At 63.2% G+C, this 22157-nt stretch carries 13 protein-coding genes, 3 pseudogenes and 1 riboswitch; of the genes and pseudogenes, 9 read left to right on the top strand and 7 right to left on the bottom strand.

The annotated features are described in order from the left end of the window. Window positions 1-192 precede the first annotated feature (192 nt). Complete coding sequence (locus BQ7477_RS09630) at window positions 193-1665, top strand: amino acid permease (RefSeq protein WP_073983720.1); 1473 nt, start codon at window positions 193-195, stop codon at window positions 1663-1665. 28 nt (window positions 1666-1693) lie between these two features. Continuing rightward, a riboswitch (TPP riboswitch) is annotated at window positions 1694-1795 on the top strand. A 30-nt stretch (window positions 1796-1825) separates the two neighbouring features. Next, window positions 1826-2422, top strand: a complete 597-nt coding sequence (locus BQ7477_RS09625) for an ECF transporter S component (protein WP_073983719.1) — start codon at window positions 1826-1828, stop codon at window positions 2420-2422. 166 nt (window positions 2423-2588) lie between these two features. On the opposite strand, the pseudogene BQ7477_RS12520 reads toward BQ7477_RS09625, so the two are convergent. Next, a pseudogene (locus BQ7477_RS12520) lies at window positions 2589-3350 on the bottom strand (MT-A70 family methyltransferase); the annotation flags it as partial. 1664 nt (window positions 3351-5014) lie between these two features. Here BQ7477_RS12520 and BQ7477_RS09615 point away from each other — a divergent pair. The 3 genes and pseudogenes from BQ7477_RS09615 (at window position 5015) to BQ7477_RS09605 (ending at window position 7954) form a co-directional block, all read left to right on the top strand. Further along, complete coding sequence (locus tag BQ7477_RS09615; protein ID WP_073983718.1) at window positions 5015-5785, top strand: BglII/BstYI family type II restriction endonuclease; 771 nt, start codon at window positions 5015-5017, stop codon at window positions 5783-5785. A gap of 184 nt (window positions 5786-5969) precedes the next feature. Then, window positions 5970-7049, top strand: a pseudogene (locus BQ7477_RS09610) (phospholipase D-like domain-containing protein); the annotation flags it as partial. A gap of 77 nt (window positions 7050-7126) precedes the next feature. Further along, window positions 7127-7954, top strand: coding sequence for a class I SAM-dependent methyltransferase (locus BQ7477_RS09605; RefSeq protein WP_073983860.1), 828 nt, complete (start codon window positions 7127-7129; stop codon window positions 7952-7954). A 13-nt stretch (window positions 7955-7967) separates the two neighbouring features. On the opposite strand, the gene BQ7477_RS09600 is transcribed toward BQ7477_RS09605, so the two are convergent. From BQ7477_RS09600 to BQ7477_RS09575, 6 genes are all read right to left on the bottom strand, one after another. Further along, a complete protein-coding gene (locus BQ7477_RS09600) occupies window positions 7968-8297 on the bottom strand; it encodes a DUF2185 domain-containing protein (protein ID WP_073983717.1) in 330 nt (109 codons plus the stop codon). A 71-nt stretch (window positions 8298-8368) separates the two neighbouring features. Beyond that, complete coding sequence (locus BQ7477_RS09595) at window positions 8369-8872, bottom strand: hypothetical protein (RefSeq protein WP_073983716.1); 504 nt, start codon at window positions 8870-8872, stop codon at window positions 8369-8371. After that, window positions 8869-9489 carry a hypothetical protein gene (locus tag BQ7477_RS09590; RefSeq protein WP_234968783.1) on the bottom strand — a complete coding sequence of 207 codons (621 nt, stop codon included), beginning with the start codon at window positions 9487-9489 and terminating at the stop codon, window positions 8869-8871. The genes BQ7477_RS09595 and BQ7477_RS09590 overlap by 4 nt, the downstream gene beginning before the upstream one ends. Before the next feature lie 272 nt (window positions 9490-9761). Further along, window positions 9762-11195, bottom strand: coding sequence for an ADP-ribosyltransferase (locus BQ7477_RS09585; RefSeq protein ID WP_073983714.1), 1434 nt, complete (start codon window positions 11193-11195; stop codon window positions 9762-9764). Beyond that, the gene (locus BQ7477_RS09580) at window positions 11185-11523 is read right to left on the bottom strand and encodes a type VII secretion target (RefSeq protein WP_073983713.1); all 339 of its coding nucleotides are present in this window, start codon (window positions 11521-11523) and stop codon (window positions 11185-11187) included. The genes BQ7477_RS09585 and BQ7477_RS09580 overlap by 11 nt, the downstream gene beginning before the upstream one ends. Before the next feature lie 2 nt (window positions 11524-11525). Continuing rightward, window positions 11526-11921 carry a YbaB/EbfC family nucleoid-associated protein gene (locus BQ7477_RS09575; RefSeq protein ID WP_073983859.1) on the bottom strand — a complete coding sequence of 132 codons (396 nt, stop codon included), beginning with the start codon at window positions 11919-11921 and terminating at the stop codon, window positions 11526-11528. A gap of 236 nt (window positions 11922-12157) precedes the next feature. Between BQ7477_RS09575 and BQ7477_RS09570 the strand changes: the two genes are divergently transcribed. The 4 genes and pseudogenes from BQ7477_RS09570 (at window position 12158) to BQ7477_RS09555 (ending at window position 22069) form a co-directional block, all read left to right on the top strand. Next, on the top strand, window positions 12158-13888 hold the full coding sequence (locus tag BQ7477_RS09570; RefSeq protein WP_084795782.1) for an alpha/beta hydrolase: 1731 nt from the start codon (window positions 12158-12160) through the stop codon (window positions 13886-13888). A 406-nt stretch (window positions 13889-14294) separates the two neighbouring features. Then, on the top strand, window positions 14295-16034 hold the full coding sequence (locus tag BQ7477_RS12715; protein ID WP_073983712.1) for an Ig-like domain-containing protein: 1740 nt from the start codon (window positions 14295-14297) through the stop codon (window positions 16032-16034). Window positions 16035-16250: 216 nt separating this feature from the next. After that, a pseudogene (locus tag BQ7477_RS09560) lies at window positions 16251-18428 on the top strand (S8 family serine peptidase); the annotation flags it as partial. A gap of 8 nt (window positions 18429-18436) precedes the next feature. Continuing rightward, window positions 18437-22069, top strand: a complete 3633-nt coding sequence (locus BQ7477_RS09555; RefSeq protein WP_073983711.1) for a S8 family serine peptidase — start codon at window positions 18437-18439, stop codon at window positions 22067-22069. The last annotated feature ends 88 nt before the right edge of the window (window positions 22070-22157 follow it).

Below are 22157 nucleotides of genomic sequence, written 5' to 3'. Positions count from 1 at the left end.
TCCTAACCTAACTTGCTTGGTTGCCACGTGTGCGGTGGCGGCTTGGAAGCGCTCGGGGCGTGCTGTGTGACACCTGGATTCGGACGCTACTGGGCCGTTGCGGTAGCGTTAGAGGGTCAAGCGTGCTCCGCGCGCACGCAAAGACCGCGCAAAACGCCGCCCGCGGGCGGCATCCGGCGGAAAGGAAAACGAATGAGCAGTGAGCCAGCCGTTCATGACGAGCCCCGGCAAGGGGGTGGCGAAAAGCTCCAGCGAAACCTGAAGAATCGCCATATTCAGCTGATTGCGATCGGCGGCGCGATCGGGACGGGCCTGTTCATGGGTTCGGGCAAGACGATCTCCGTCGCGGGTCCGTCGATCCTGCTGGTCTACATGATCATCGGCGCTGTCCTGTTCCTGTTCATGCGCACGCTCGGCGAGCTGCTCCTGTCGGATCGCAAGTACGCGACCTTCGCGGACATTGCGCGCGACCTGATCGGCCCGTGGGCGGGCTTTGTGACGGGGTGGACGTACTGGGCGTGTTGGGTCGTCACCGGCGTCGCGGACATGATCGCTATCACCGGCTACACGCACTTCTGGTGGCCGGACTTGCCTGCGTGGGTTCCCATCGGCGCGACGACCCTGCTGCTCTTCGCCCTGAACGCGATGACGGTCAAGGCTTTCGGTGAGACGGAGTTTTGGTTCGCACTCATCAAGATCATCGCGATTATCGCCCTGGTCGTCGTCGGTTTCGGCATGGTCGCCATGGGCGCGGTCGACGAGGAAGGGACGGTCGCAGCCGTCTCGAACCTGTGGAGCCACGGAGGCTTCATCCCGAACGGATTCACTGGCTTCCTGGGCGGCTTCCAGATCGCGCTCTTCGCCTTCATCGGCATCGAAATGGTCGGCACGACGGTCGCGGAGACCGACGACCCGGACACCACTCTCCCGAAGGCCGTCAACTCCATCCCAGTGCGCATCATGCTCTTCTACGTGGCGGCGCTCGCGGCCATCATGATGGTGACCCCCTGGGACCAGGTGAGTCCCGATCGCTCCCCCTTCGTCACTATGTTCTCGCTGACCGGCTTGGGTGCTGCGGCCACGATCGTCAACCTGGTGGTGCTCTCCTCGGCGGCGTCTAGCGCGAACTCGGGTATCTACTCGACGTCGCGTATGCTCTACGGTCTGGCCCGCCAGGAGCAGGCTCCCCGCATCTTCGCGCGCCTGTCGAAGCATCACGTGCCCCTCAACGCCCTGTTTCTGTCCTGTGTGTGCCTGTTGACGGCCATCGTCATTATGGCGACGGGCGGGTCGATTTCCGCGGCCTTCACACTGGTGACCTCGGTGTCGGCGACGCTGTTCATGGGCGTGTGGGTCGTCATCGTTGTGTCCTACCTGGTGTACCTGCGCAAGCGCCCGCAGCTGCACAAGGCTTCGCACTTCAAGTCCCCCGGCGGGGCCGTCGGCGCGTGGGTGGTTCTGGCGTTTATGGGCGCCATGGGCGTCATCCTGGCGATGTGGGACGATACGCGCCCCGGCCTCGTTTATTCCTTGGTGTGGATCGCGTTCATCGTCGGCGCGGCCTTCGCGAACCGGCATTTCCTGCTGCGGCGCGCGGCGCGCGGCGTCCTGGGTGACGGCGGGACGGGCGAGGGGCCGCATCAGGGTCCTCACCTGCACGAGTAGCGCGACAAATACCAGGTGACTATGCTCACCACTGTGCCACGGGAGCTCGAAGCGAGCTGAGAGGGGACGAACCCCGACCGTAGAACCTGATCCGGGTCATACCGGCGTAGGAAGGCTCTTCCCTCGTGGCCGCCGTGCAACACGAAGGGAGTATTTTCGCATGGCTACCACTGTTTCCCTCCGTTGGAGGGTTATTGACATTGTCACCGCCGCTGTCTTGGGCGTCGCGTGCGGCCTCATTTTCGTCGCCTGGAACCCGGTCGGCGGCGCCGCTTTCGATGTGTTTGGAAAGTTCTTGCCCGGCCTGGGTGGCCTGGTGACGGGTATCTGGCTGCTGGGTGGCACGCTCGGCGGCTACGTCATTCGCAAGCCCGGCGCCGCGCTCTTCGTTGAGCTGCTGGCGGCGACCGTCTCCATGGGCTTGGGTTCGCAGTGGGCCATCGCGACCCTGTACTCGGGCCTCGCGCAGGGCATCGGCGCCGAGATCGTCTTCGCGCTTGTCGCCTACCGCCGCTTCAACGTGTGGGTCGCTGCCGCCGCCGGCGCGCTGTCCTTCGCCTGCGAGTGGGTCCTCGAGCTCTTCACGGAGGGGAACCTTGGGAAGGGCGTCGCTTACAACGTTGTCTACCTGGTGTCCGGCGTGGCGTCCGGCATCGTCCTGGCTGGCATCCTCGCGTGGGCGCTGACGAATGCGCTGGCGAAGACGGGCGCGTTGGACCGTTTTGCCTCGGGCCGAGGAGCGCGTGAGCTTGTCTGATTCCCGCTCCATGAACGAGGCCTCCTCCGCCTTCCCCCGCCCCGTGTCCTCCCCGGATGGCCAGGTGCCGCTGGGTGAGGGGGCGGGCGCGCNCCGCCTGGGGGCGTGCTCCGCGCTGCCTCAACGGGGTGTTGGCCAGGGTGAGGTAGCGGCGTACGCGGGCGATCGAGTAGTCGTAGCGTGCGGCGAGATCGCTGATCGATGCGCCTTCCTCGTACTGGCGTCGCAGCTGCGCGCTGACTGCGATTTCTGAATCGTGGGGCAGGCGCTGGTGGGAGTCGAGCATCGGGAGGGGAGCGAGGGGACGCTCGATCTTCCCGCCGGCGTAGCCGCTGTAGACACGGCCCTGCGGTTCGATGCTCTCGTCTGCTTCGTTTCCCCACACGGACCAGCCGGCTCGGGGGTAGCGGGCGAACATCTCGAGGTAGGGGCCGGGTGAGCAGGCCTCGATGAGGTCGTACTGTTCATCTGGCTTTCGGGAGTGTTCGCGTTTGCGGGTTTCGATCATGTTGACTTGGCGGCGCCCGGGGGAAAGGGTACGCATTCTGCCTCGGACGCCGAAGAGGAGCAGTTCGGTGACGTTGCGGAAGTAGAATCCGACGCCGCGACCGTCGGGGCCGCCGTCTTTGCGTCGCTTCGCCCAGACGATGTTGGAGACGTATCGGAATCCCCAGGCGGACATGACGTCGAGGCCCTCGGGGAGGAGAGCGTTGGGAACCCACAGGTACAGGTGTGCGTTGGGCGCCACCACGTCAGCCACGGGCAGGCCCTTGATGGCATCCAGCGACATGGTTCCGTAGCGGCCGAGGCGCTTGTGTTCGGGTGCGACCTTGCCTGTGCGGTTCTGGAATCGCCATGGCGGGTCCGACAGAACCGTCGAAAAGCCACCCGCGATGGTGGGCAGGGGGGCGTACAGGTCGTCAGTCATGCGTTAATGGTAATACGCATGAGATCTAAATATAGATCTAAATTGGGGTGTGTTGCGTGGCCTCGACCATAGGGTGATAGAACATAGCGTGTTGGTTGGGGGTCAGTCCCGGACGTCGGTGGGGTTGGTCCCGGACGTCGTCGGGGAGGCGTCGGTGGGGGAGGCGTGGGTGGGGAGGTGCGCTCGCGTCACCGATGGGGGTTGGCCGTGGCGTGCGTTCGGTCGTCCTTCATGGTGCTAGCGTGCTTGCACCGCCGACAGGATTCCACCCGATCGGGAAGATTCCAGCCGATCAGAAGGAGTTGAATCTTCCCGATCGGGTGTAGCACCTCTTCGGTAACAAGCAATATGGTGGAACCGGTGCCTCTCGCCCCCTTCGGCGTGGTCTCTGTGCCGCCTGACACCTGTCGCCTGAAAACTGGCGCGTGCGGCATTGGCAACGTGAGGGAGTGTTGCACTGCCGTGCTCCGGTAGCGCTGATGGTGGCGCTGCTGGTTCTGCCGGTTCTGTTTCGTCGCGCGCGCCCCGCGCCCGTAAGCGCATACGCCGCCGCAAGGGCGGAGAGTGAGGCGGTAAGCGTTGCGCTGCTCGCTGCCGACACTCAGGGTTGACACGTAGCTGACCCGTCATCGAGCGCGCTGGTCGCTGCCGACACTCAGGGTTGACACCTAGCTGACCCGTTATCGAGCGCGCTGCGCTGCCGATGCACACGCCGGTCGTCGCAGCGCTCACGCGGAGATATAACCGCGCTCATACGACATAGGGAGGGGTCCGAGCCGCGAGGCTTGGGCCTCGCCCCTGTTTGTTGTCCTCCGGCGAAGTCCTGCTGCGCCGTTGACGCACGTAGCTCCGGCTCGCGCGCGGGTGCGGTGAGTACTGGACACGGTACGCGCTACACCCGATCCGTCGCACTACACCCGTTCCGTCGCGCTACACCCGTTCCGTCGCGCTACACCCGTTCCGTCGCGATACACCCGATCAGAAGGGGTGTCATGCCTACGGATCGGGTGCACCGCCTCTCGCAACAAGCTTAACCGCGGGCATTTCCTCCCGACACACCCAAGCGGCAGCATCAGACGCAGCCACACAACCTCGAAATACCCGCCCGGCTCTGAACAAGACGCACTACACCCGATCCGTCGCGCTACACCCGATCAGAAGGGGTGTCATGCCTACGGATCGGGTGTACTGCCCCCCACGACAAGCACAACTGCGGACAGTTCCTCCCCGTTCGCACTCCAGGTCTGTTTGACGAAGGCCATGCGAAAGGCGCTACACCCGATCCGTCGCGCTACACCCGATCAGAAGGGGTGTCATGCCTACGGATCGGGTGCACCGCCTCCCGCAACAAGCCCAACCGCGGGCATTTCCTCCCGACACACACAAGCGGCAGCATCAGACGCAGCCACACAACCTCGAAATACCCGCCCGGCTCCGAACAAGAGGCGCTACACCCGTTCCGTCGCGCTACACCCGATCAGAAGGGGTGTCATGCCTACGGATCGGGTGCACCGCCCCCCACGACAAACACACCTAGAACCTAGAAACCCCAACCACTGCGTTCCCGCACCAGCAAGCGGAAAAGGTGCCCTGTCGGTAACACGTAGCGTCCTATAACGCCGACCATACCTGAGGGGTGACTACCGTCGTGTTACGATGACGAAATGATCCAGACAGCGTCGTATGATAACCCGGATATTGTTCCCCCGAGCGTCCGTGATAGGTTTTCATTCTTTGAAGTGAGAAATGCGTGTGGCGTTCTCGCCGCTGTCGCCCGCGATGAGTGGATGGATATTATCGACGTATTGGATGATTTTAGCTTTTCGGCGAACCTCCTACTTCGAGCTGGTGGGAATAACTCCGCAATGGCCGACCGTCTCAATGGGGAGCTTCGGGAACGCGGATGGGCGGAATGTAAATACGTCGTCAAGCGTGAAGGGTACATCGAATATCGCGAGAGATGGCGCGCAATTGAGGTGCTACCCCACAGTGAGACTCCTTCCTATTGGGTCGATAATCGCAAAGGGCGCGTCTTGGTCGACGTGGAATGGAATGCGAAAGATGGGAACCTTGACCGCGATCTCGCAGCCTACCGTGCCTGGTACGAGGACGGCCTGATCGACGGCGCAGTCATCATCACGAAAGACCGCCCATCACTTCTTGATCTTGCGTGCGACTTATGGGCAGACTATCGCAACGTCTGCGTGGATGAGGTGTATTGCGCGACGCGTTGCCCAGCGAAGAAGAGGACCCCGCGACAGTGGGAATTGGCCCTGCCGCTCGACCTGACCACGACGACCGTGACGAGCCTCGACAAGGCGATTCCGCGTGTTGATCGAGGCGAGGCCGGCACGTGCCCGGTCGCCGTCATTGCGGTCAGCGCTCGCACGTGGGACGCAACCCCGTATGAGCCAACCACCCATGTTGTCGGCTGAAGTGTCGGTGAACGGTCAGTCGGGGCCCCTCGCGGCGGCACCGGGCAGGGGAGTGAGGGTCACCGTCCCCATGACCACAGGACCCGAGAAGGCCGCGCGCGACCTTGCTCCCCGGCTGCGCGCGCTTGCTGGGGAGGCGGCCCCAGCCTCGTCACAGCGCGTGGGGACAAACGCGGGGGCNCGGGCGACCCACCACGTCAACGCGCTCTACTTCCAGACGTCGTGGGACGAGTACACGGCCCCCTTCTACGAGGCCCTCGAACGCGCGAAGGCCCGCGGCGTCACCGTGCGCCTCCTCGTCGACCACCACGGGCTGCGCACGATCCCCGGCCACAAGGCCTTTCGGCGTCGCCTCGACGACATGGGGATCCTCTGGCACAAGATGCTGCCCTTCGCGCCCCTGCGCGGGCACATCCGCCGCCCCGACCTGCGCAACCACCGCAAAATCCTGGTCGTCGACGGGCGCGAGGCCTACATCGGATCCCACAACCTGGTGGCCCCCGACTACGACACGCCCTCCTTCCAGAAAGCCGGCATCACCTACGACGACACCAGCGTGAGCCTCACCGGGTCGATCGTCACCCAGATCGAGGCCGTTTTTGCCCTCGACTGGTACTACGCCAGCAGGGAGGTCCTCACCCCCGCCGACCTCACCCCGCCCACTACGCGCGAGAAGGACACGCGCGAGAAGGAGGCAGCTGACGAGGCCCCGGCCTCGTCGATGCAGATCATCCCCTCGGGCCCGGCGTTCCGAGACGAACCCAACCTGCGGGCCTTCGTGCACATGGTGTCTTCGGCGCGCACCCACGTGTCCATCGCGAGCCCCTACTTCATCCCCGACGAGGCGCTCATCGCCGCACTGACGAACGCCGCCCTGTCCGGCGTCGAGGTCGAGCTCTTCCTTTCCGAGCAATTCGACCAATTCCTGGTCGGGCACGCACAGCGTTCGTATTACGGGATGCTCCTCGCGGCGGGCGTGCGCATCCACCTATACCGCAAGCCCACGATGCTGCACTCCAAGTACGTGGTCGTCGACGGCAGCCTGTGCGCCATCGGATCGTCGAACATGGATGTGCGTTCCTTCGGCCTCAACTACGAGATCACGCTCGTCGCCGACGACGCGCGCCTGGTCGAGCTGCTGCACGGTAACGACGAGCGCAACCGTGCGCGTTCGCGCGAGCTGACCTACGAGGAGTGGCGGGACCAGCCGTGGCACGTGCACTACGTCGACAACGTGTGCCGACTGTGGAGCTCGCTCCTGTGAGCGCGTCGGGGGACGAGGCCATGGCAGGGCGCGCGCACACCACTCCTGCGTGGCAGCAAAACGGGGATCGCGATGCGATGCCGAACGCAGTGTCCGCTTCGCTTGATGAGAACCCGTTCGTCGGTGAGGGAGGCGCCTACGACGCTGTTCGTCCCGCCTACCCGGACGAGGCCGTGGCCGCGCTACTGGGTGCCGTGCCCGCACTGGGTGGGGTGGTGAGTGGCCAGGCAGATGATGCGCCCGCGCGGGGTGAGGGAGTCGGCGGCATGCCGTTAGCTGGTCGCCTGCGGGTCGCCGACATCGGGGCGGGCACGGGCAAGATGAGCGAACTCATGGCGCGTGCGGGGGCCGTCGTGGACGCGGTCGAGCCCTCGGAGGTGATGCGCGCCCAGGCCTCGTCAATGCCGGGTGTGACGTGGCACGAGGGTGTTGCGGAAGCGACCGGATTGCCGGACGCTTCGTTCGACATCGTCGTGTTTGCCCAGTCGTGGCATTGGGTGGACAGTGAGCGCGCGGGTATTGAAGCGGCAAGAATTCTGGCGCCCGGGGGTGTGCTGGGCATCGTCTGGAACCAGATGGACGTGAGTGTTCCCTGGGTTCATCGCCTGACGCGCATCATGCGCTCGGGGGACGTGCACCGGGCCGATCGCCCGCCGATGCCGGGCGGCGGATTCGCGCCCATGCGCCTCACCCAGGTCGTGTGGGAGGATGTCATGACGCCGGAGCAGGTCCTGACGCTGGGGACGACGCGCTCCTCGTATATTCGTTCCTCCGAGGCTGGGCGGGATCGGATGCAAGCGAACCTGCGCTGGTACCTCTATCGGCATTTGGGGTACGCGCCTGGGCAGGAGGTTACGATCCCATACACGACGCTGGTGTGGGTTGGGGAGTGCGAGGGCGAGTGAGGGTCGCGGTTCGCTACCCGAAGGTGATCTCGCGCTGTGTCGTGTTGTCGAACCAGCGGCGACGACCGTCGGGTTCGACGACGAGCTGAATGTCGGAGCCGACCGGGAGGTTGTAGATGCCGATGCAGGCGGGTTCGAGCTCGCACAGCTCGTTGAAGTCGACCACGGTCATGTTCGCGGGATTCGACAGGTATTCATCAGTGTCGCGGTCGGATAGGACGCGCCAGCCGGTGTCTGGCGGGGCGATGGGCGTCTCGCGGGTCAGCCACTTGATGTTGCCTGTCCGCTCGACAACTTTGCGCGAGACGATGGCCGCGCCAGCGTGGTCAATGAATGTAGTCATGCGTGTTCCTCTGTGCTTTTCGTGCTCTTGGCGCCGAGGGAGTCGGCGATGTGGTCGGCCACAGCCCGGCGTCACTGGATGGGAATCAAAAATCGATCCGAGGCCCCCTTGGGCAAAGCGAGGCGGTGGGCGCGGGCGGCGCGCAGTGCGGGTTCAAGGACGATGAGGATCGGATCCCACGAATCGAGGCTGCGTGCTGGCCTAAGGGCGTCACCGCCCGAGGCGAGCTGCATTTCTTCAAAGACCTGGATTGTAATGCCCGAAAACTCTTGGCATGTGTGCTGTAAGAAGTACGTGCCCGGCAGGTAGGTAACTTCTTGGAGATTACAGCCAGGCGCGCCCGCCATGATGGGCGACAGGTCGCGCCCGTTCGCACCCACAAAGACGGCGACCTGTGGCCTTGCCAGGTTGTTCGTTGCAATGGCGATGCTGTGCGAGGTGGCCGTCAGTGTTGGGGAAACTATCGCCTGAGGCTTGGTGACGGACGTATCGATGTGGCCGCGGAAAGTCACCGAGGGAGCGGGTGGCAAAGAATTGAGAAGTGCCAGTAGATTATTAGCGCTGTCGTTGATCATCGGTTGTCCTGCCGGCGATGAGAGTGTTCGATCATGCGGGGTGAAGGAGCGTAGGGGCTGGTCCAGTCGCGCACAAGGTGTGCATAGTGGGTGAGGCACTCGTATGCGAGGCGCTCGTCAATAGACTTGGTGGCTGCGCGGTAGGAGTCCGGGTCAGATGCGGCGGGTGTTAGGAACTGCTGCCACAGGAGTCGGTCTTGCCACCACGTGGGAACACTGGTTACCTCGATGCGTTCGTCCGAGGGCAGACTGATGAGTGGGGCGGTTCCATAGAGTTGAGAGTCGTCTGGGTAACGGTCGGGGTAAATCGTACGAAACGAGGCCTTGGATACCTCGGGAGGCATCGTGATCTCGCTCATCGGGAGGACAAACTGAGAGGTATGTCGCCAGACGAGTACGTCCACCCAGATTGATGTGACTCGTGTGTTGCATGCCCGTGGGTTCGTGTGCCAGCCGTATCCATCAGCACGGACGATGAACCATGGTTCGCAGGGCGGTATATCGACGAGGAGGGCAAAAGTGTTTGTGCCCTTAATTGGATGATGCGAGCGAATTGAGCCGTGATACGTGCGGTTATTGCAGGTGAGGATGCCGTTCGTGTCAGTACCAATAGGCATGACCCACCCCTTTGGGCTGGGCTTGCCGAAGGGCTGGAAGGGGACCGGGGGCAGCGTCGTAGACAAGCCGCATAACGAACGGAGTGTGGCTGTGAAACGTCGAATGATGTCACGTTGGTGTTGGAAGAGGCGACTCCAGTCAAGCTCGCCGTCCTCTGGGCGCTTGGGAAGGCGCCATATGCTGGGGCTGTCCCACCAGTGATGGTCTGGTATCCACAGCTGAACGCCGTCAACGTTTCCGTTATAAGCGATGGGCATAGTGAGACGTCCTGTTACTGCTCCGCCATTCTAATGAAGTAATAGCCGGTGTATGGATCGATTCGATAGTCCAGAATATCGAACTTTGTTCCGCTCTTAAAGAGCACTTCCGCTTCATGTTGGATTTGAGACATGCGCTGGATGGAAGACCCCGAATGGCCATCGATCTCAAAGAGGACTTTGGTGCTGCCGGGATCGGGGTAACCGCTTTGCATGAAGCTTCGCGCTACTTCACCGTCAGTACTGCTCGACAAGAAAGCCGGATCGCTGTACACCCCTGATCTGAGTGCTTGCTCAAGTGTTTCCGTGGGGACTTGTGTTCCGCGGTAAACCGTTCCCTCGTGTGAGGGTAACTTGTCGAGCAGGCTATTGAGGTTGTCGACAGTTTTGGGGATTTGGGGAGAGACGGGGTGCGACGAATCACGGAGCCAACCGTTGATGTTGCGGTAGTTGGAAGTGGAGTAATCGTAGGCTGCTAACACTTCGTCTCTCGATAACGCTGGGTGGGCGGCGGCGACCTCATCAGCCCACTTATTCAGTGCCTCGGAGTTAACTCCGGGGTTCGTTGGTGCCTGGGGCAGAGCATCAAGATCAGCGGCGGTGACAGTTGGGTGTGATGAGGAACGACGAGGCGCGCTATCAGCAGGAAGGTCGCCGTGAGAAGTGGACGCGTCCCCGTGAGTGAGCTTGTGAAGCCACTCTTTCAAGGTCTTGAGTAGCTCGTCGCCCTTTGTCAGCTTGGTGCCCAGGTTCGACAGGGATTCCTTCAGGGCAGTGACGCGTTTGGAGACGCTGCCCATCAGGGACGCGACCTTGGTGGAGATCTGTTCCATCACAAGGGGGAACGCGGTCCCAAAGGAAGCGACCAACTCCGCCGCGTAGGACAGGATGGAGGCGACGACCTGGCTGATCGCGTCGCGCACGAAGTCGTGGACGAATTGGATGATCACCGCGCACACGTCGTAGGCGGTGCCGACCGCGCCCGAGAGCGCGCCCGTCATAGCTATGCCCTTTGTGGTGGCACCCGACGCGGCGAAGTACGCGGTCGCGGTGCTTCCCGTGAAGGACCCTTCGGGGAAGGACGAACGAACATCCTTCTCGATGTTATCCGCCGCGGCCTTCAGGGTCGCGGATACGTTCTTCCATGTCTGCCCGTTCGCGCGCAGCTGATCCGCGTCACCGGCGAGCTGGAGCAGCCAATCCTTGAAGGGCTGGATATGGTCGAAGACCCACCCGATGCCCCAGGCCATCAGTGTGCCCAGAGGATCGGATACGTAGGCGATCGTGTCGACGCCCAGCGCGACGCCAGCCAGCGCGCCGCTGACCCACGACTTGTTGTCGATCGCCTCGCTGAGCTGTTGGATGTCGTCGAAGACGCCGGCCCCCGACAGGGTCGACGTGGTGTCCTGACGCTGTGCGACCAGGGGATTGGTGCCGTCAGTCGCCACTGCCGCCTCCCTGTAAGCCTGCTCCCGCCTGATTTACGGAACTCGACGACGAGGCTTCGCTTGTCTCGAAGCTGCGCGCGCTCGCGATCAGGGACTGCGAGAGCTTGTCCAGGGCGAGGCCTGCTCCGCTGATCGCGAGGTGCTCACCGGCCTCGACGAGCTGGAAAAGGGGGGCAATAATGGGGCCGACCATCATTCCAAAAGCGCCTGTGGAGGCGGCGGCCGCCCGCAATGCGTCGGACGCCTGCTCAAGGTCGCCCTGGTACGAGGAGAGTCGCATCGCGTGCGCCCTGATGGCTGACGGATCGGCTGACAGGTTCTCCGACATGGTCAGTGCCCTCTCAGGGCGGTCCAAGGATCCGGTGTGTCGGCGTTCGAATCCTGCGGGTCAGGCACGCCGTACAGGGAACGCATGCGTTCGATGCCCGCGTAGTTCTCGCCGAAGGCGGCCTGGGAGGCGCTGATGACCTGCTCGCCGGCGTCGCGTCGGGCGGCCGTGTAGGCGGCCATGATCGCCTCGCACACCTCGTTGGACACGCCCTCGATGCCGATGCCGAGGAGCGTTCCGCCGGAGTCGACGACCACCTCGACGCGCTCGTCTGCTGACGTGCCCACACCCTGGACCGCTTCAATTCGTTGGCGCATCACGCGGGCGCGCTCTGCTTGCTCTTGAACTTGGCGCTCCTGACGACGTATCGCGTCGGGATCGTCCTCAAACAGAGACATCGTCACCTCCCAGTAATAAACGCTTTCCAGTGTATGTGAATCCTTAACCTGGTGGCAAGAATGCGGCAGTGTTGGTCACCTCTGCGCCGCATTTCTCCTGCTCAGCATCGCGCGCGTCTCCCGCGGCATCACACACGGGAGCGTCCGATCGGTAACTTTCCGCGTTGGGACACGCGTTCGCTGATGGGAACCTGGGGCTGGTACCTCTCCTGAACACATCGTCAGTGCCTGGCACAATGGGCGTCATGGGTTTGTCGTTTCTGGGAGTGATCGCGGCGTTCGCCATGTACGCGGTGAGTGTGTCACCCTCACTCATGGCACGCTCATGGGCGTGGCACGCGGTTGCCTCGGGTATCCTCGTCGCCGGTGGCTATGTCGCAGGCGTTTTCGTGCAGAACCTGGGGACACTGATCATCCGCGCCACCGGCCTGACAATCCGCGCATCCGAACCGGTCGAAATTGGGTTCCGCGCGACCGCAGCGGTTCTCTTTGCCATCTGGTGGGTGTACGCAGTTATCCAGTCGTATCGGCGGGCCCGCACCGCATCGACGCTCGTGAAGATGCCGGGCGAAACCTTCGGCGACTACCTTCTAGGAACTGCAGGTACGGTCGTCGTCGCATGGACGCTCCTCGCTATCGTCGAGGGGTTCAGCCGTGTGGGTCGCGCCCTCATCGTGTACCTGGCTACGTTCATTCCCCTCCCTGCCGCAGTGATTGCTGGCATCGCCATCCTGTTTGTCATCATGTTTTTCCTGACGTCGAAAGTCATCCTGCGTGGCGGCATTGGTTTCTTCCGACACAAGGCCGAACAGGTGAACATGCGTACCGCGCGTGGCATCTACAAGCCATTCGTTCCTGAACGCTCTGCGTCCCCGGCGTCCCCCATTACCTGGGAATCCGTGGGCGGGCAGGGGCGCGTTTTCCTTGGGCGCGGTCCCTCCCGCCTCGACATCGCGCAGGTGAGCGGAGGCGAGGCCATGGAACCTATCCGCGTCTACGCCGGTTTGCCCACGGGTGGGAACGGCATCGAACAGGCTGTCTCCGCTGTCGTCGCTGAGCTGCGCCGCACGGGAGCATTCACGCGCGCGGTTATCCTCATCGCTGCTTCCACTGGTTCGGGCTGGGTCGACGAGTGGCAGGTCCAACCCCTCGAGTTCCTCACGCGCGGCAACTGCGCCACGGCCTCGTTGCAATACTCGTTCGTGCCGTCTGTCCTGAACTGGCTTACCGGCCTCGAACCTGCTAAGGAGGCTTCCGCCGCACTGTTCCGGGCGGTTCGCGCCGAGCTGGATCTCATGGACGAGGCCGACCGTCCTGCGCTGTTTGTGTGCGGTGAGTCCCTCGGCGCTTTCGCGTCGCAGTCTGTGTTTGCGTCCGTTGAGGACGTGCTCACCCGCGTTGATGGTGCCCTGTGGGTGGGTACCCCCGCCTTCACGCCGATGCACAAGGAACTCACGACTGCTCGTCACAAGGGCAGCCCCGAGGTTGCCCCCGTCGTTCATAACGCTCGCCGAGTGCGCTTCGTTAACGAGCCTTCCGATCTGCGTACCGATCTGTATGGGCGCGAGCTTGGGCTGTGGGGGTTCCCGCGTATCGTCTATGCCCAGCATCCCTCGGACCCTGTCGTGTGGTGGAACAACAAGCTCATCTGGACGCAGCCGGACTGGCTGCGCGAACGCGCGGGGCGTGACGTCTCCCGTTCCGTTGAATTCACGCGCTTCGTCACCTACATTCAGGTGCTTGCTGACCTGCCCGTCGCCGGTACTGCCCCCGGCGGACATGGGCACACTTACCACGAGGAACTCATCCCTCTGTGGCGGGCAATTCTCGGTTTTGATCGTCTTCCTGGCGAAGAAGGGGCGCATCCTCGGCTGGACGCGCTCGATGGGTCCTGGGTTGATGACTCGATGGTTGAACGGATCGGCGTTGTCGTGCGTGCGAACCTGGAGCTGTCGGACCGGCAGTAGCTGTGCGCTGCGTGTGTCTTCGTCGCGGTGGGGTGCGCGGGTCGAGACTCATAGGCGTCGTACGGGTGTGGCCGTGGATTCAAGTGGTGTCAGTACGTGTCGATGTATGAGCATACTGACCAGCTAGTCAGGTGAGTGTAGTGGCGGAATAATCGCGCTTTGCATGTATCGCGTGCTGAGAAAATGTGTGTGTAAAAACGAACATATGTGCAGTGGTAAGGAATATGGCTGCATGTGGTAGAGAAAAGCGCAATAGTGCGCGCATTAACTCCGCAAATATACTTGTAATTATACGATGGTAAGTGAGTAATGCGTTGCTAGGTATTCATTTGCGCAGTACCGTTCGCATTACGAACCCCAAGCCTAACCAGCTGGAATAGTTCGTTGGATCAACATTGGAGTGAGTATGACCCAGTTAATTCACAGGGCGTTCCTAGCGACCCTGGCGACCGGCGCGGTAGTGGCGTCCGGTGCTTTCGGCGTACCCGCGCACGCGGCGCCCGCCCCCGACATGTATGGCCCCACCGTTTCTCAGGTCAAGACCATCAGTGAGGGTCTCGGCGGCTCCGTGACATTCAAGGTCGATGACAACCCTGGCCTGTCCAGCATCGATCTGCGCGATCCGTCGACCGACGCGATCTTTTATCATCGAGTTGTCGACTTCCCCGGCAACGTCACTGACGATGGCGTCCATCACTACAGCTTTGAAATCAAGTTCTCCGACATTCAGGCGGCCTGGACCAAGGCAGGCCACACGGAGGCCCTACCTGCGACCGTTAAGCTCGTCGCGTGGGGGAGCGACGGGAAGCCTTCGAAGCGCGCTGACATCGCGATTGAACCCATCGCGATGACCTCCCTCGACTTTGGTATCGAGTCCGGTCAGCTCAACATGACTGTCGGTCAGCAGACGAACATTGGCGTCACCCACGAGCCTGACAACGCAAACAAGACGGTGATCAACTGGACCGCCGATGATATTGACATCCTGACTGTCGATGATGCATCAGGCCTCGTGACGGCGGAGAAGGAAGGCTGCACGGACGTTCGTGCTGTCGCCGACTACTTGGATCCGATGGTTTTTGATCCGGTGATGGCGAGCGTCCAGGTGTGCGCCACCGAGCTGGGCGAGGACGAGATTGCTCTCAATCGCCTTCGTGTGGATCTTGACGAGGGCGAGTCTGTCACCCTGACGCCGATGCTGCCCAAGAAGTTCAAGGACGCGACCCTGTCCTGGGGCCTGGAGTACGGTGGCGCTGTCATTTTGAACGTGGCAGAGGACGGCAAGAGTGCCACGATCACCGGCGGTAACGCTATCGACTGGGATCAGGTGAACCTGACCGCCACCCTACCCGACGGAACCGAGGCAACGGCGACGACGATCGCCGTTGTGAAGTCTGTGAAGCAGGACGCGAAGGCGCCTGCGCCATGGGTTGAGCCTCAGCCGGATCCGCAGCCTCAGCCGGACCCGCAGCCTCAGCCGGATCCCCAGCCTCAGCCGGACCCCCAGCCTCAGCCGGATCCCCAGCCTCAGCCGGACCCGCAGCCTCAGCCGGACCCGCAGCCTCAGCCGGACCCGCAGCCTCAGCCCTCGCCCGAGGGCACCTGGATGCAGAACTCGACCGGCTGGTGGTACGTGAACGCTGACGGTTCCTACCCGAAGGACACTGTGGCCACGATCGGCGGACGTGTTTTCCGCTTCGATGCCAACGGCTACATGCGCACCGGTTGGATCAATGAAGCTGGCGCCTGGTACTACCACGACGCGAACGGCGTAATGGCGACGGGTTGGCTCAAGCTTGGTAACACCTGGTACTACCTGGACGCCAACGGCGCGATGGTCACGGGTTGGCTCAACCTGGGTGGCACCTGGTACTACCTGGACGCCAACGGCGCGATGGCGACGGGTTGGCTCAACCTGGGCGGCACCTGGTACTACCTGGACGCCAACGGCGCGATGGCGACGGGTTGGCTCAACCTGGGTGGCACCTGGTACTACCTGAACGGTTCGGGCGCGATGGTGACGGGTTGGCTTGACCTCGATGGTCGGTGGTTCTACCTGAACTCCTCGGGTGCGATGGCGACGGGTTGGATCAACCTGGGCGGCACCTGGTATTACCTGGACGCCAACGGCGTGTGGGTCAAGTAACCACTGTCAACACACGGTGAACGGGCGGGGCTCGGAAATGCAGCATGAGCGTGTTTCCGGGTCCCGCCCATTGACACGTTAGATTGTCTTAATAGTTTCGTTAGCGCTCTGGTGATTGTCAGTTGCCTCTTTTCCGGTAGCGTTGTCCCTGGCGGCTGCAACGTGGGAGCAACCACACTGTCGGCAGCTGTCTGTGACACTCATTGGAGAAGGCTTATGTCAATGAAGAAACCAGCTGTCCTCCTGGCGCTCGTCGGTGCCTGCGCACTCGCAGTCACGGGCCCGGCGACCCTCGCGGCGCCACCAACTCCTGCGCAACCCGACCAGGGAACCTCGGCCTCGTCCCTGCCTGTCGGTGATCTTGACTCTGCACTGACCTCAAAGAATGGCGAGACTGCTACGCCCGATACTGACGTGACGGTGAGCGGCCAGGATCCGGCGCGTCTGGTCGGCATTATCGTCCAGCTGCAGGACGGGGCCGATCGGGCGAGCGCCCTCGCCTCGATCAACGAGGCCGTGGCCGGGACGTTGCCCGGAGCCACCGCGAGTGTGGAGCGCGAGTACAACAAGGCTCTTGACGGCTTCGCCCTGAAGGCACCCGCCGGCGCCCTGGACGCGATCCGCCGCGCGAACGGCGTTCAGGCGGCGTTCCTGGAGCGTGAAGGGCACGTGAACGACGCTGCCGCCGTCGATGCCGAGGGCGGCACGCAGGCTGCGCGAACGGAGGGGCAAGATCCCGCAAACTTGAGCGCCCAGCTCATGATGCGAACCGATCAGGTGACCCAGAAGGGTGAAGGCACAGTCATTGCTGTCATCGACACGGGTGTCGACATGACGCACCAGGCTTTCAGCCCTGCTCTATCGGGTACTCCCGGCCTGTCCGAGGACGATGTTGAGGCCCTGACCCCCCAGCTGGGCATGGGCAAGACCGGTATCTACTACAACGAGAAGTTCCCCTTCGCCTACGACTACGCGGATGACGACGCGGATGCCGCCCCGCGCGAGGGCGGCTCCGGATTCCATGGGACGCACGTCGCTGGCATCGCCGCCGGCAACGCCGACAAGATCGTTGGCACCGCCCCGGACGCGCAGATCATCGTCGGCAAGGTGACGCGCAGCGAGGACGACGCCCTGTTGGACTCGTCCCTCCTGGCAGCCCTCGACGACATGGTTGTCCTGCGCCCCGACGTCATCAACCTGTCGCTGGGGTGGACGGCCGGCATGGACAACGAGGCCGACTCGGTCTACGACACCGTGTACAAGAAGCTCCAGGAGGAGGGGATCACCGTCAACGCGGCCGCAGGCAATGCCTTCTCGACCGGATACGGCAACAACTCCGGCAAGGGCCTGCCCTACGCCTCCGACCCCGACACCTCCGTGATGGACGAGCCCGCCACCTACCCCTCGGTCGTGGCCGTCGGCTCCGTCGAGAACGCGCTCATCCGTAACGCCTTCACGGCCGCCGGCATGGATATTGGCTACCAGCGTGCGCGCGGCATGAACGGCGAGAAGGTCGCCTACTTCTCCGACCTGCCCGCCGGCACCTACGAGTACGTGGACGCCGGCTTCGCCTCCGAGGAGGATGTTGCCGCCCTGAAGGAGAAGTTCCCGAACGGGCTGTCCGGTAAGATCGCGCTCGTCTCGCGCGGCAAGATGACCTACCAGAAGAAGGTCGAGAACCTCTACGACCTGCACCCGGCGGGCGTCCTCGTCTACAACAACGTCTCGGTCGGTTCGCTCATCATCATGAACCTGACGACCCAGGATGTGCCCGCCGCGTTCATCTCCCAGGCCGACGGGCAGGCCATGCTGGCGGCCGCCGACCACCACCTGACCATCGCCGAGGGCCAGGTCCTGCCCCAGTCCACCACCTACGAGGCCTCGGAGTTCTCCTCGTGGGGTGTGTCCCCCGACCTGCACCTCAAGCCGGAGATCGCGGCGCCCGGCGGCAACGTTTTCTCCGCTATACCGAACGGTGCGTACGAGCAGACGTCGGGCACCTCGATGGCGACCCCGCAGATGGCGGGCATCAGCGCGATCGTCTTGCAGCGCGTCCAGTCCGACCCGCTGTTCGCCTCGATGAGCGCGCGTCAGCAGGTTGATGTGGTTCAGAACCTCATCATGGGAACCGCGCGTCCCCTGACCGACGCCGCCCAGACCTCGGGGGCCCTGTACTCCCCGCGTAAGCAGGGCGCGGGCCTCGTGAACGCCCTGGCTGCCACGACCTCGTCCGTGTACCCGACCGTGGTGGGAGCGCCTGAGCCCTCCCGCCCCAAGGCCGACCTGGGGGATGGCACGACGGGCTGGCACTTCGACGTCACCCTCCACAACCTCTCCGGCGTGGAGGCGACCTACGAGCTGAGCTCCCAGGCCCTGTCCGAGATCGTGGACGGCGNGAGACGCTGGTCGCCCCCTCCTCCCAGGACCCGGTCGGAGAGGATCCGGCGCGCGTCGTTAGCATCATCGTCCAGCTCGATGATGGGGTCGACCCCGCGGGTGCACTCGCCTCGATCAACCAGGTCGTGGCCCAGTCTTTCCCGGGCTCTACCGCTCAGGTGACGCGCGAATACTCGAACACCTTGACGGGATTCGCCCTGGACGCTCCCGCTGGATCGCTGGACGCAATCCGGGCCGTGAGCGGCGTCAAGGGAGCATTCCTTGACCGCGAAATGCAGGTCACCGACGACATGTCGGTTGATGCTGAAGGCGGATTCGAGGCCTCCCGCCTGCCCGACCAGAACCCCGACAACCTCAGTGCTCAGGTCATAATGCACGCCGACCAGGTGTCCCAAAAGGGGCAAGGTAAGGTCGTCGCCATTATCGATACGGGAGTCGACACGAGCCACCCGGCTTTCGCCGGCGCCCTGACGGGTGCTCCCGCACTGAGTGCTGACGGTGTCGCCGCCCTGACTCCCACGCTCGGAGGGGGTAAGACCGGCGTGTATGTGAGCGAGAAATTCCCCTTCGCCTACGATTACGCGGACGATGACAACGACGCGTCACCGTCGGACCCACACGGCACGCATGTGGCGGGTATTGCCGCGGCCAACGCCGACGAGATTATGGGTGTTGCCCCTGACGCCCAAATCATCGTCGCCAAGGTTGAGCGTGATGGCGGTGGTATCCCGGACTCCGCGATTATCGCCGCTCTTGACGACATGGCGGTCCTGCATCCCGATGTCGTGAACCTGTCGCTTGGCCAGACCGCCGGCATGGATAACGCAGCCGACTCGCTGTACGCAGGCGTCTTCGAAAACCTGCAGGACAAGGGCATCATTGTCGACGCAGCAGCCGGCAACGAGTTCTCTGCCGGCTACGGCAACACCTCCGGCAAGAACCTGGCATACGCGTCCGACCCCGACTCCTCGACCCTGGACGAACCCGCTTCGTACAGCCCCGTCGTCGCCGTGGCCTCCCTGAACAACATGCTGCAAGCCAACGGGTTTAAGGCTGCGGGCAAGGACATCGCCTACCAGCGTGCGCGCGCGGAGAGTGGCGGCACAATCGCCTCCATCTCCGAACTGGCGCCCGGTGACTACGAGTATGTTGACGGAGGAATCGCCTCCCAGGACGACGCGACGGCCCTCAGGGAAAAGTATCCGGACGGCCTGGCCGGTAAGTTCGTGCTGGTCTCTCGCGGCAAGCTCACTTTCGACGACAAGGTGTCAAACCTCGCTGACCTGAACCCAGCCGGCGTCCTCGTCTACAACAACGTCCCCGGCGACGCGCTCATGGTCATGAGCCTGACGACCCTGGGCGTGCCCGCCGGTTTCATCTCGCAGGCGGACGGGCAAGCCATGCTGGCCGCTGACGACCATCACCTGACGCTCGTTGACGGCATGACGATGGCTCCGAGCAACAAGTACGCGATGTCGGACTTCTCCTCGTGGGGGGTCACCCCCGACCTGCGTCTCAAGCCGGAGGTCACCGCCCCCGGCGGTAACATCTACTCCTCAGTGCCTGACGGTGCCTACGGATTCATGTCCGGCACGTCCATGGCGACGCCCCAGCTCGTTGGCGCGAGCGCCGTCGTCCTGCAGCGTGTCCAGTCCGACCCGATGTTCGCGTCAATGAGTGCCCGACAGCGCTCTGACGTGGTCCAAAACCTCCTCATGGGCACCGCGACCCCCGTTGTCGATCCCCTCCAGGACACCGGCGTCTACTACTCCCCGCGTAAGCAGGGGTCCGGCCTGGTCAATGTTCTGGCGGCCACGACCTCGTCCGTGTACCCGAGCGTCGCGGGCGCGCCTGAACCTTCCCGGCCCAAGGCGGACCTGGGTGACGGAACGAACGGCTGGCACTTCGACGTCACTTTGCACAATCTCTCTGACGTGCCTGCAACCTACGAAATGAACTCACAGGCGCTTTCCGACATCGTGACGGACGGTTTCTTCACGGAGCGTTCCTCTGATTGGCGAGGCCGTGGCGTGGAAATCTCCTACTCGGGCGCGGCTTCCGCGTCCGGCGAGGGCGCGACCGTAACCGTCCCCGGAGGCGGTGAGGCCACTGTCGGTATCGACGTCACGCCCGGCAGCGAATTCGCGCGCTACGTCAGCGACAATGCTCCCTCGGGCACCTTCCTCGAGGGCTTCGTACGCTTCGCTTCGAAGACCGACGGTCAGCCCGACCTGACCGTCCCCTACATGGGCTTCTATGGTGACTGGGGCAAACCCGCGATCTTCGATCAGCTGGCCTCTGAGGGGGATGGACACGTCCTCGCCTCGGGCATTTACAACGGTACGAACGGGGACCTGCTTGGGTTCAACCCCCTGCGCAAGGTGTCGGAGCGTACTGTTCGTCCCCAGTCCGACAAGTACGTCATTTCACGCTCGACGGCCCCTGGTGCTCCCACGGCTATCGATCCGCGTACGGGCACTCTGCGGTCCGTGCACACGATGACCACCACCTACACGAACGAAGCCGGTGAGGTCGTCGCGTCCTTCGAGTCGCACTTGAACTGGAAGTCAGCCATGGGATCCAATGGGGTCATGAACCCGGTGGAGCAGGACCACAAGTCCAGAGGCCTGGACTTGAACTCTGATGAGTTCAAGAACCTGCCTGACGGTGCGTACAAGCTAACGATTTCAGCACGCAACGACGGTCCTTCGCCGACCGAGCAGTCCATCTCCTACGACTTCCGCGTCGATACGACGCCTCCGGTCATCGAGCGGGCAAGCGTGGACCTCGATGATATGGCTGGCCCCGTTCTCGATCTGGAAATCAGTGACGAGTCACCCATCGCCGGCTTTACCCTGCACGACCCCGGCAGTGGCCTGTGGTTCTACCGCAGTGTTAGTGAGGATGACGCCCACCAGTGGTACAGCGAAGGCAGGTACCGCGAGAGCCTAAGTATCGGTCTGGGTGAGTTTGAGCTCGGTTGGGCCGATCAGGGCGGCGAGGGTGACATTATTGCGCACCCCTACCTGCTTGCCTGGGACTACGGTCTCAACCACTCGGAGGCCACCACGATCGACTTGCCCTCCAGTAATGAGGGGGTGACGGCTCCGTGCACTAACCCCGCGGGCGGACACTGGGTTCAGGACACCACCGGATGGTGGTACGCCTGCGCGAGCGGCACGGATTACCTGAAGGGCGGTTGGTTCACGATCAACGGCTCCGACTACCTCTTCGGCCCCAACGGCTACATGGCCACGGGCTTCCTGCGGCGGCCGAGCGGTGAGTGGGTCTACGCGAACTCCGAGGGCGCTCTCGTGGGCGGCTGGGTGCGTGATGGCGCTTATGGTGGCCCCTACTGGTACTACCTGGACCCGGTGACCAAGGTGATGCACACCGGCTGGTTGGTTGATCGTGGTTCCTGGTACTACCTGAATGCTGACGGCGCAATGGCGACGGGTTGGGTACAGGTTGACGGCTCGTGGTACTACCTGAACTCCTCGGGAGCGATGGCGACCGGGTGGCTGCGCTTGGGCGATACCTGGTACTACCTGGGGCCGGATGGTGCCATGTATACCGGCACCCATACGATCAACGGACGCACGTACGTCTTTGACACGTCGGGTGCGTGGGTCAGGTGACCTGATAGGTTCCGGGTCGAACGGAACGAACGGGGAGGCCCGGGAGTAGAGCGATGCTCGTGCTCCCGGGCCTCCCCATAGTTTGTCA

It is taken from the genome of Actinomyces bouchesdurhonensis, from assembly GCF_900128465.1.
Lineage (GTDB): Bacteria > Actinomycetota > Actinomycetes > Actinomycetales > Actinomycetaceae > Pauljensenia > Pauljensenia bouchesdurhonensis.
This window is presented reverse-complemented; position numbering and strand designations above follow the sequence as displayed.

Coding starts and splice junctions, on each gene's coding strand:
- BQ7477_RS09630 (WP_073983720.1), top strand. CDS start 193: ATGAGCAGTGAGCCAGCCGTTCATGACGAGCCCCGGCAAGGGGGTGGC.
- BQ7477_RS09625 (WP_073983719.1), top strand. CDS start 1,826: ATGGCTACCACTGTTTCCCTCCGTTGGAGGGTTATTGACATTGTCACC.
- BQ7477_RS09615 (WP_073983718.1), top strand. CDS start 5,015: ATGATCCAGACAGCGTCGTATGATAACCCGGATATTGTTCCCCCGAGC.
- BQ7477_RS09605 (WP_073983860.1), top strand. CDS start 7,127: ATGCCGAACGCAGTGTCCGCTTCGCTTGATGAGAACCCGTTCGTCGGT.
- BQ7477_RS09600 (WP_073983717.1), bottom strand. CDS start 8,297: ATGACTACATTCATTGACCACGCTGGCGCGGCCATCGTCTCGCGCAAA.
- BQ7477_RS09595 (WP_073983716.1), bottom strand. CDS start 8,872: ATGATCAACGACAGCGCTAATAATCTACTGGCACTTCTCAATTCTTTG.
- BQ7477_RS09590 (WP_234968783.1), bottom strand. CDS start 9,489: ATGCCTATTGGTACTGACACGAACGGCATCCTCACCTGCAATAACCGC.
- BQ7477_RS09580 (WP_073983713.1), bottom strand. CDS start 11,523: ATGTCGGAGAACCTGTCAGCCGATCCGTCAGCCATCAGGGCGCACGCG.
- BQ7477_RS09575 (WP_073983859.1), bottom strand. CDS start 11,921: ATGTCTCTGTTTGAGGACGATCCCGACGCGATACGTCGTCAGGAGCGC.
- BQ7477_RS09570 (WP_084795782.1), top strand. CDS start 12,158: ATGGGCGTCATGGGTTTGTCGTTTCTGGGAGTGATCGCGGCGTTCGCC.
- BQ7477_RS12715 (WP_073983712.1), top strand. CDS start 14,295: ATGACCCAGTTAATTCACAGGGCGTTCCTAGCGACCCTGGCGACCGGC.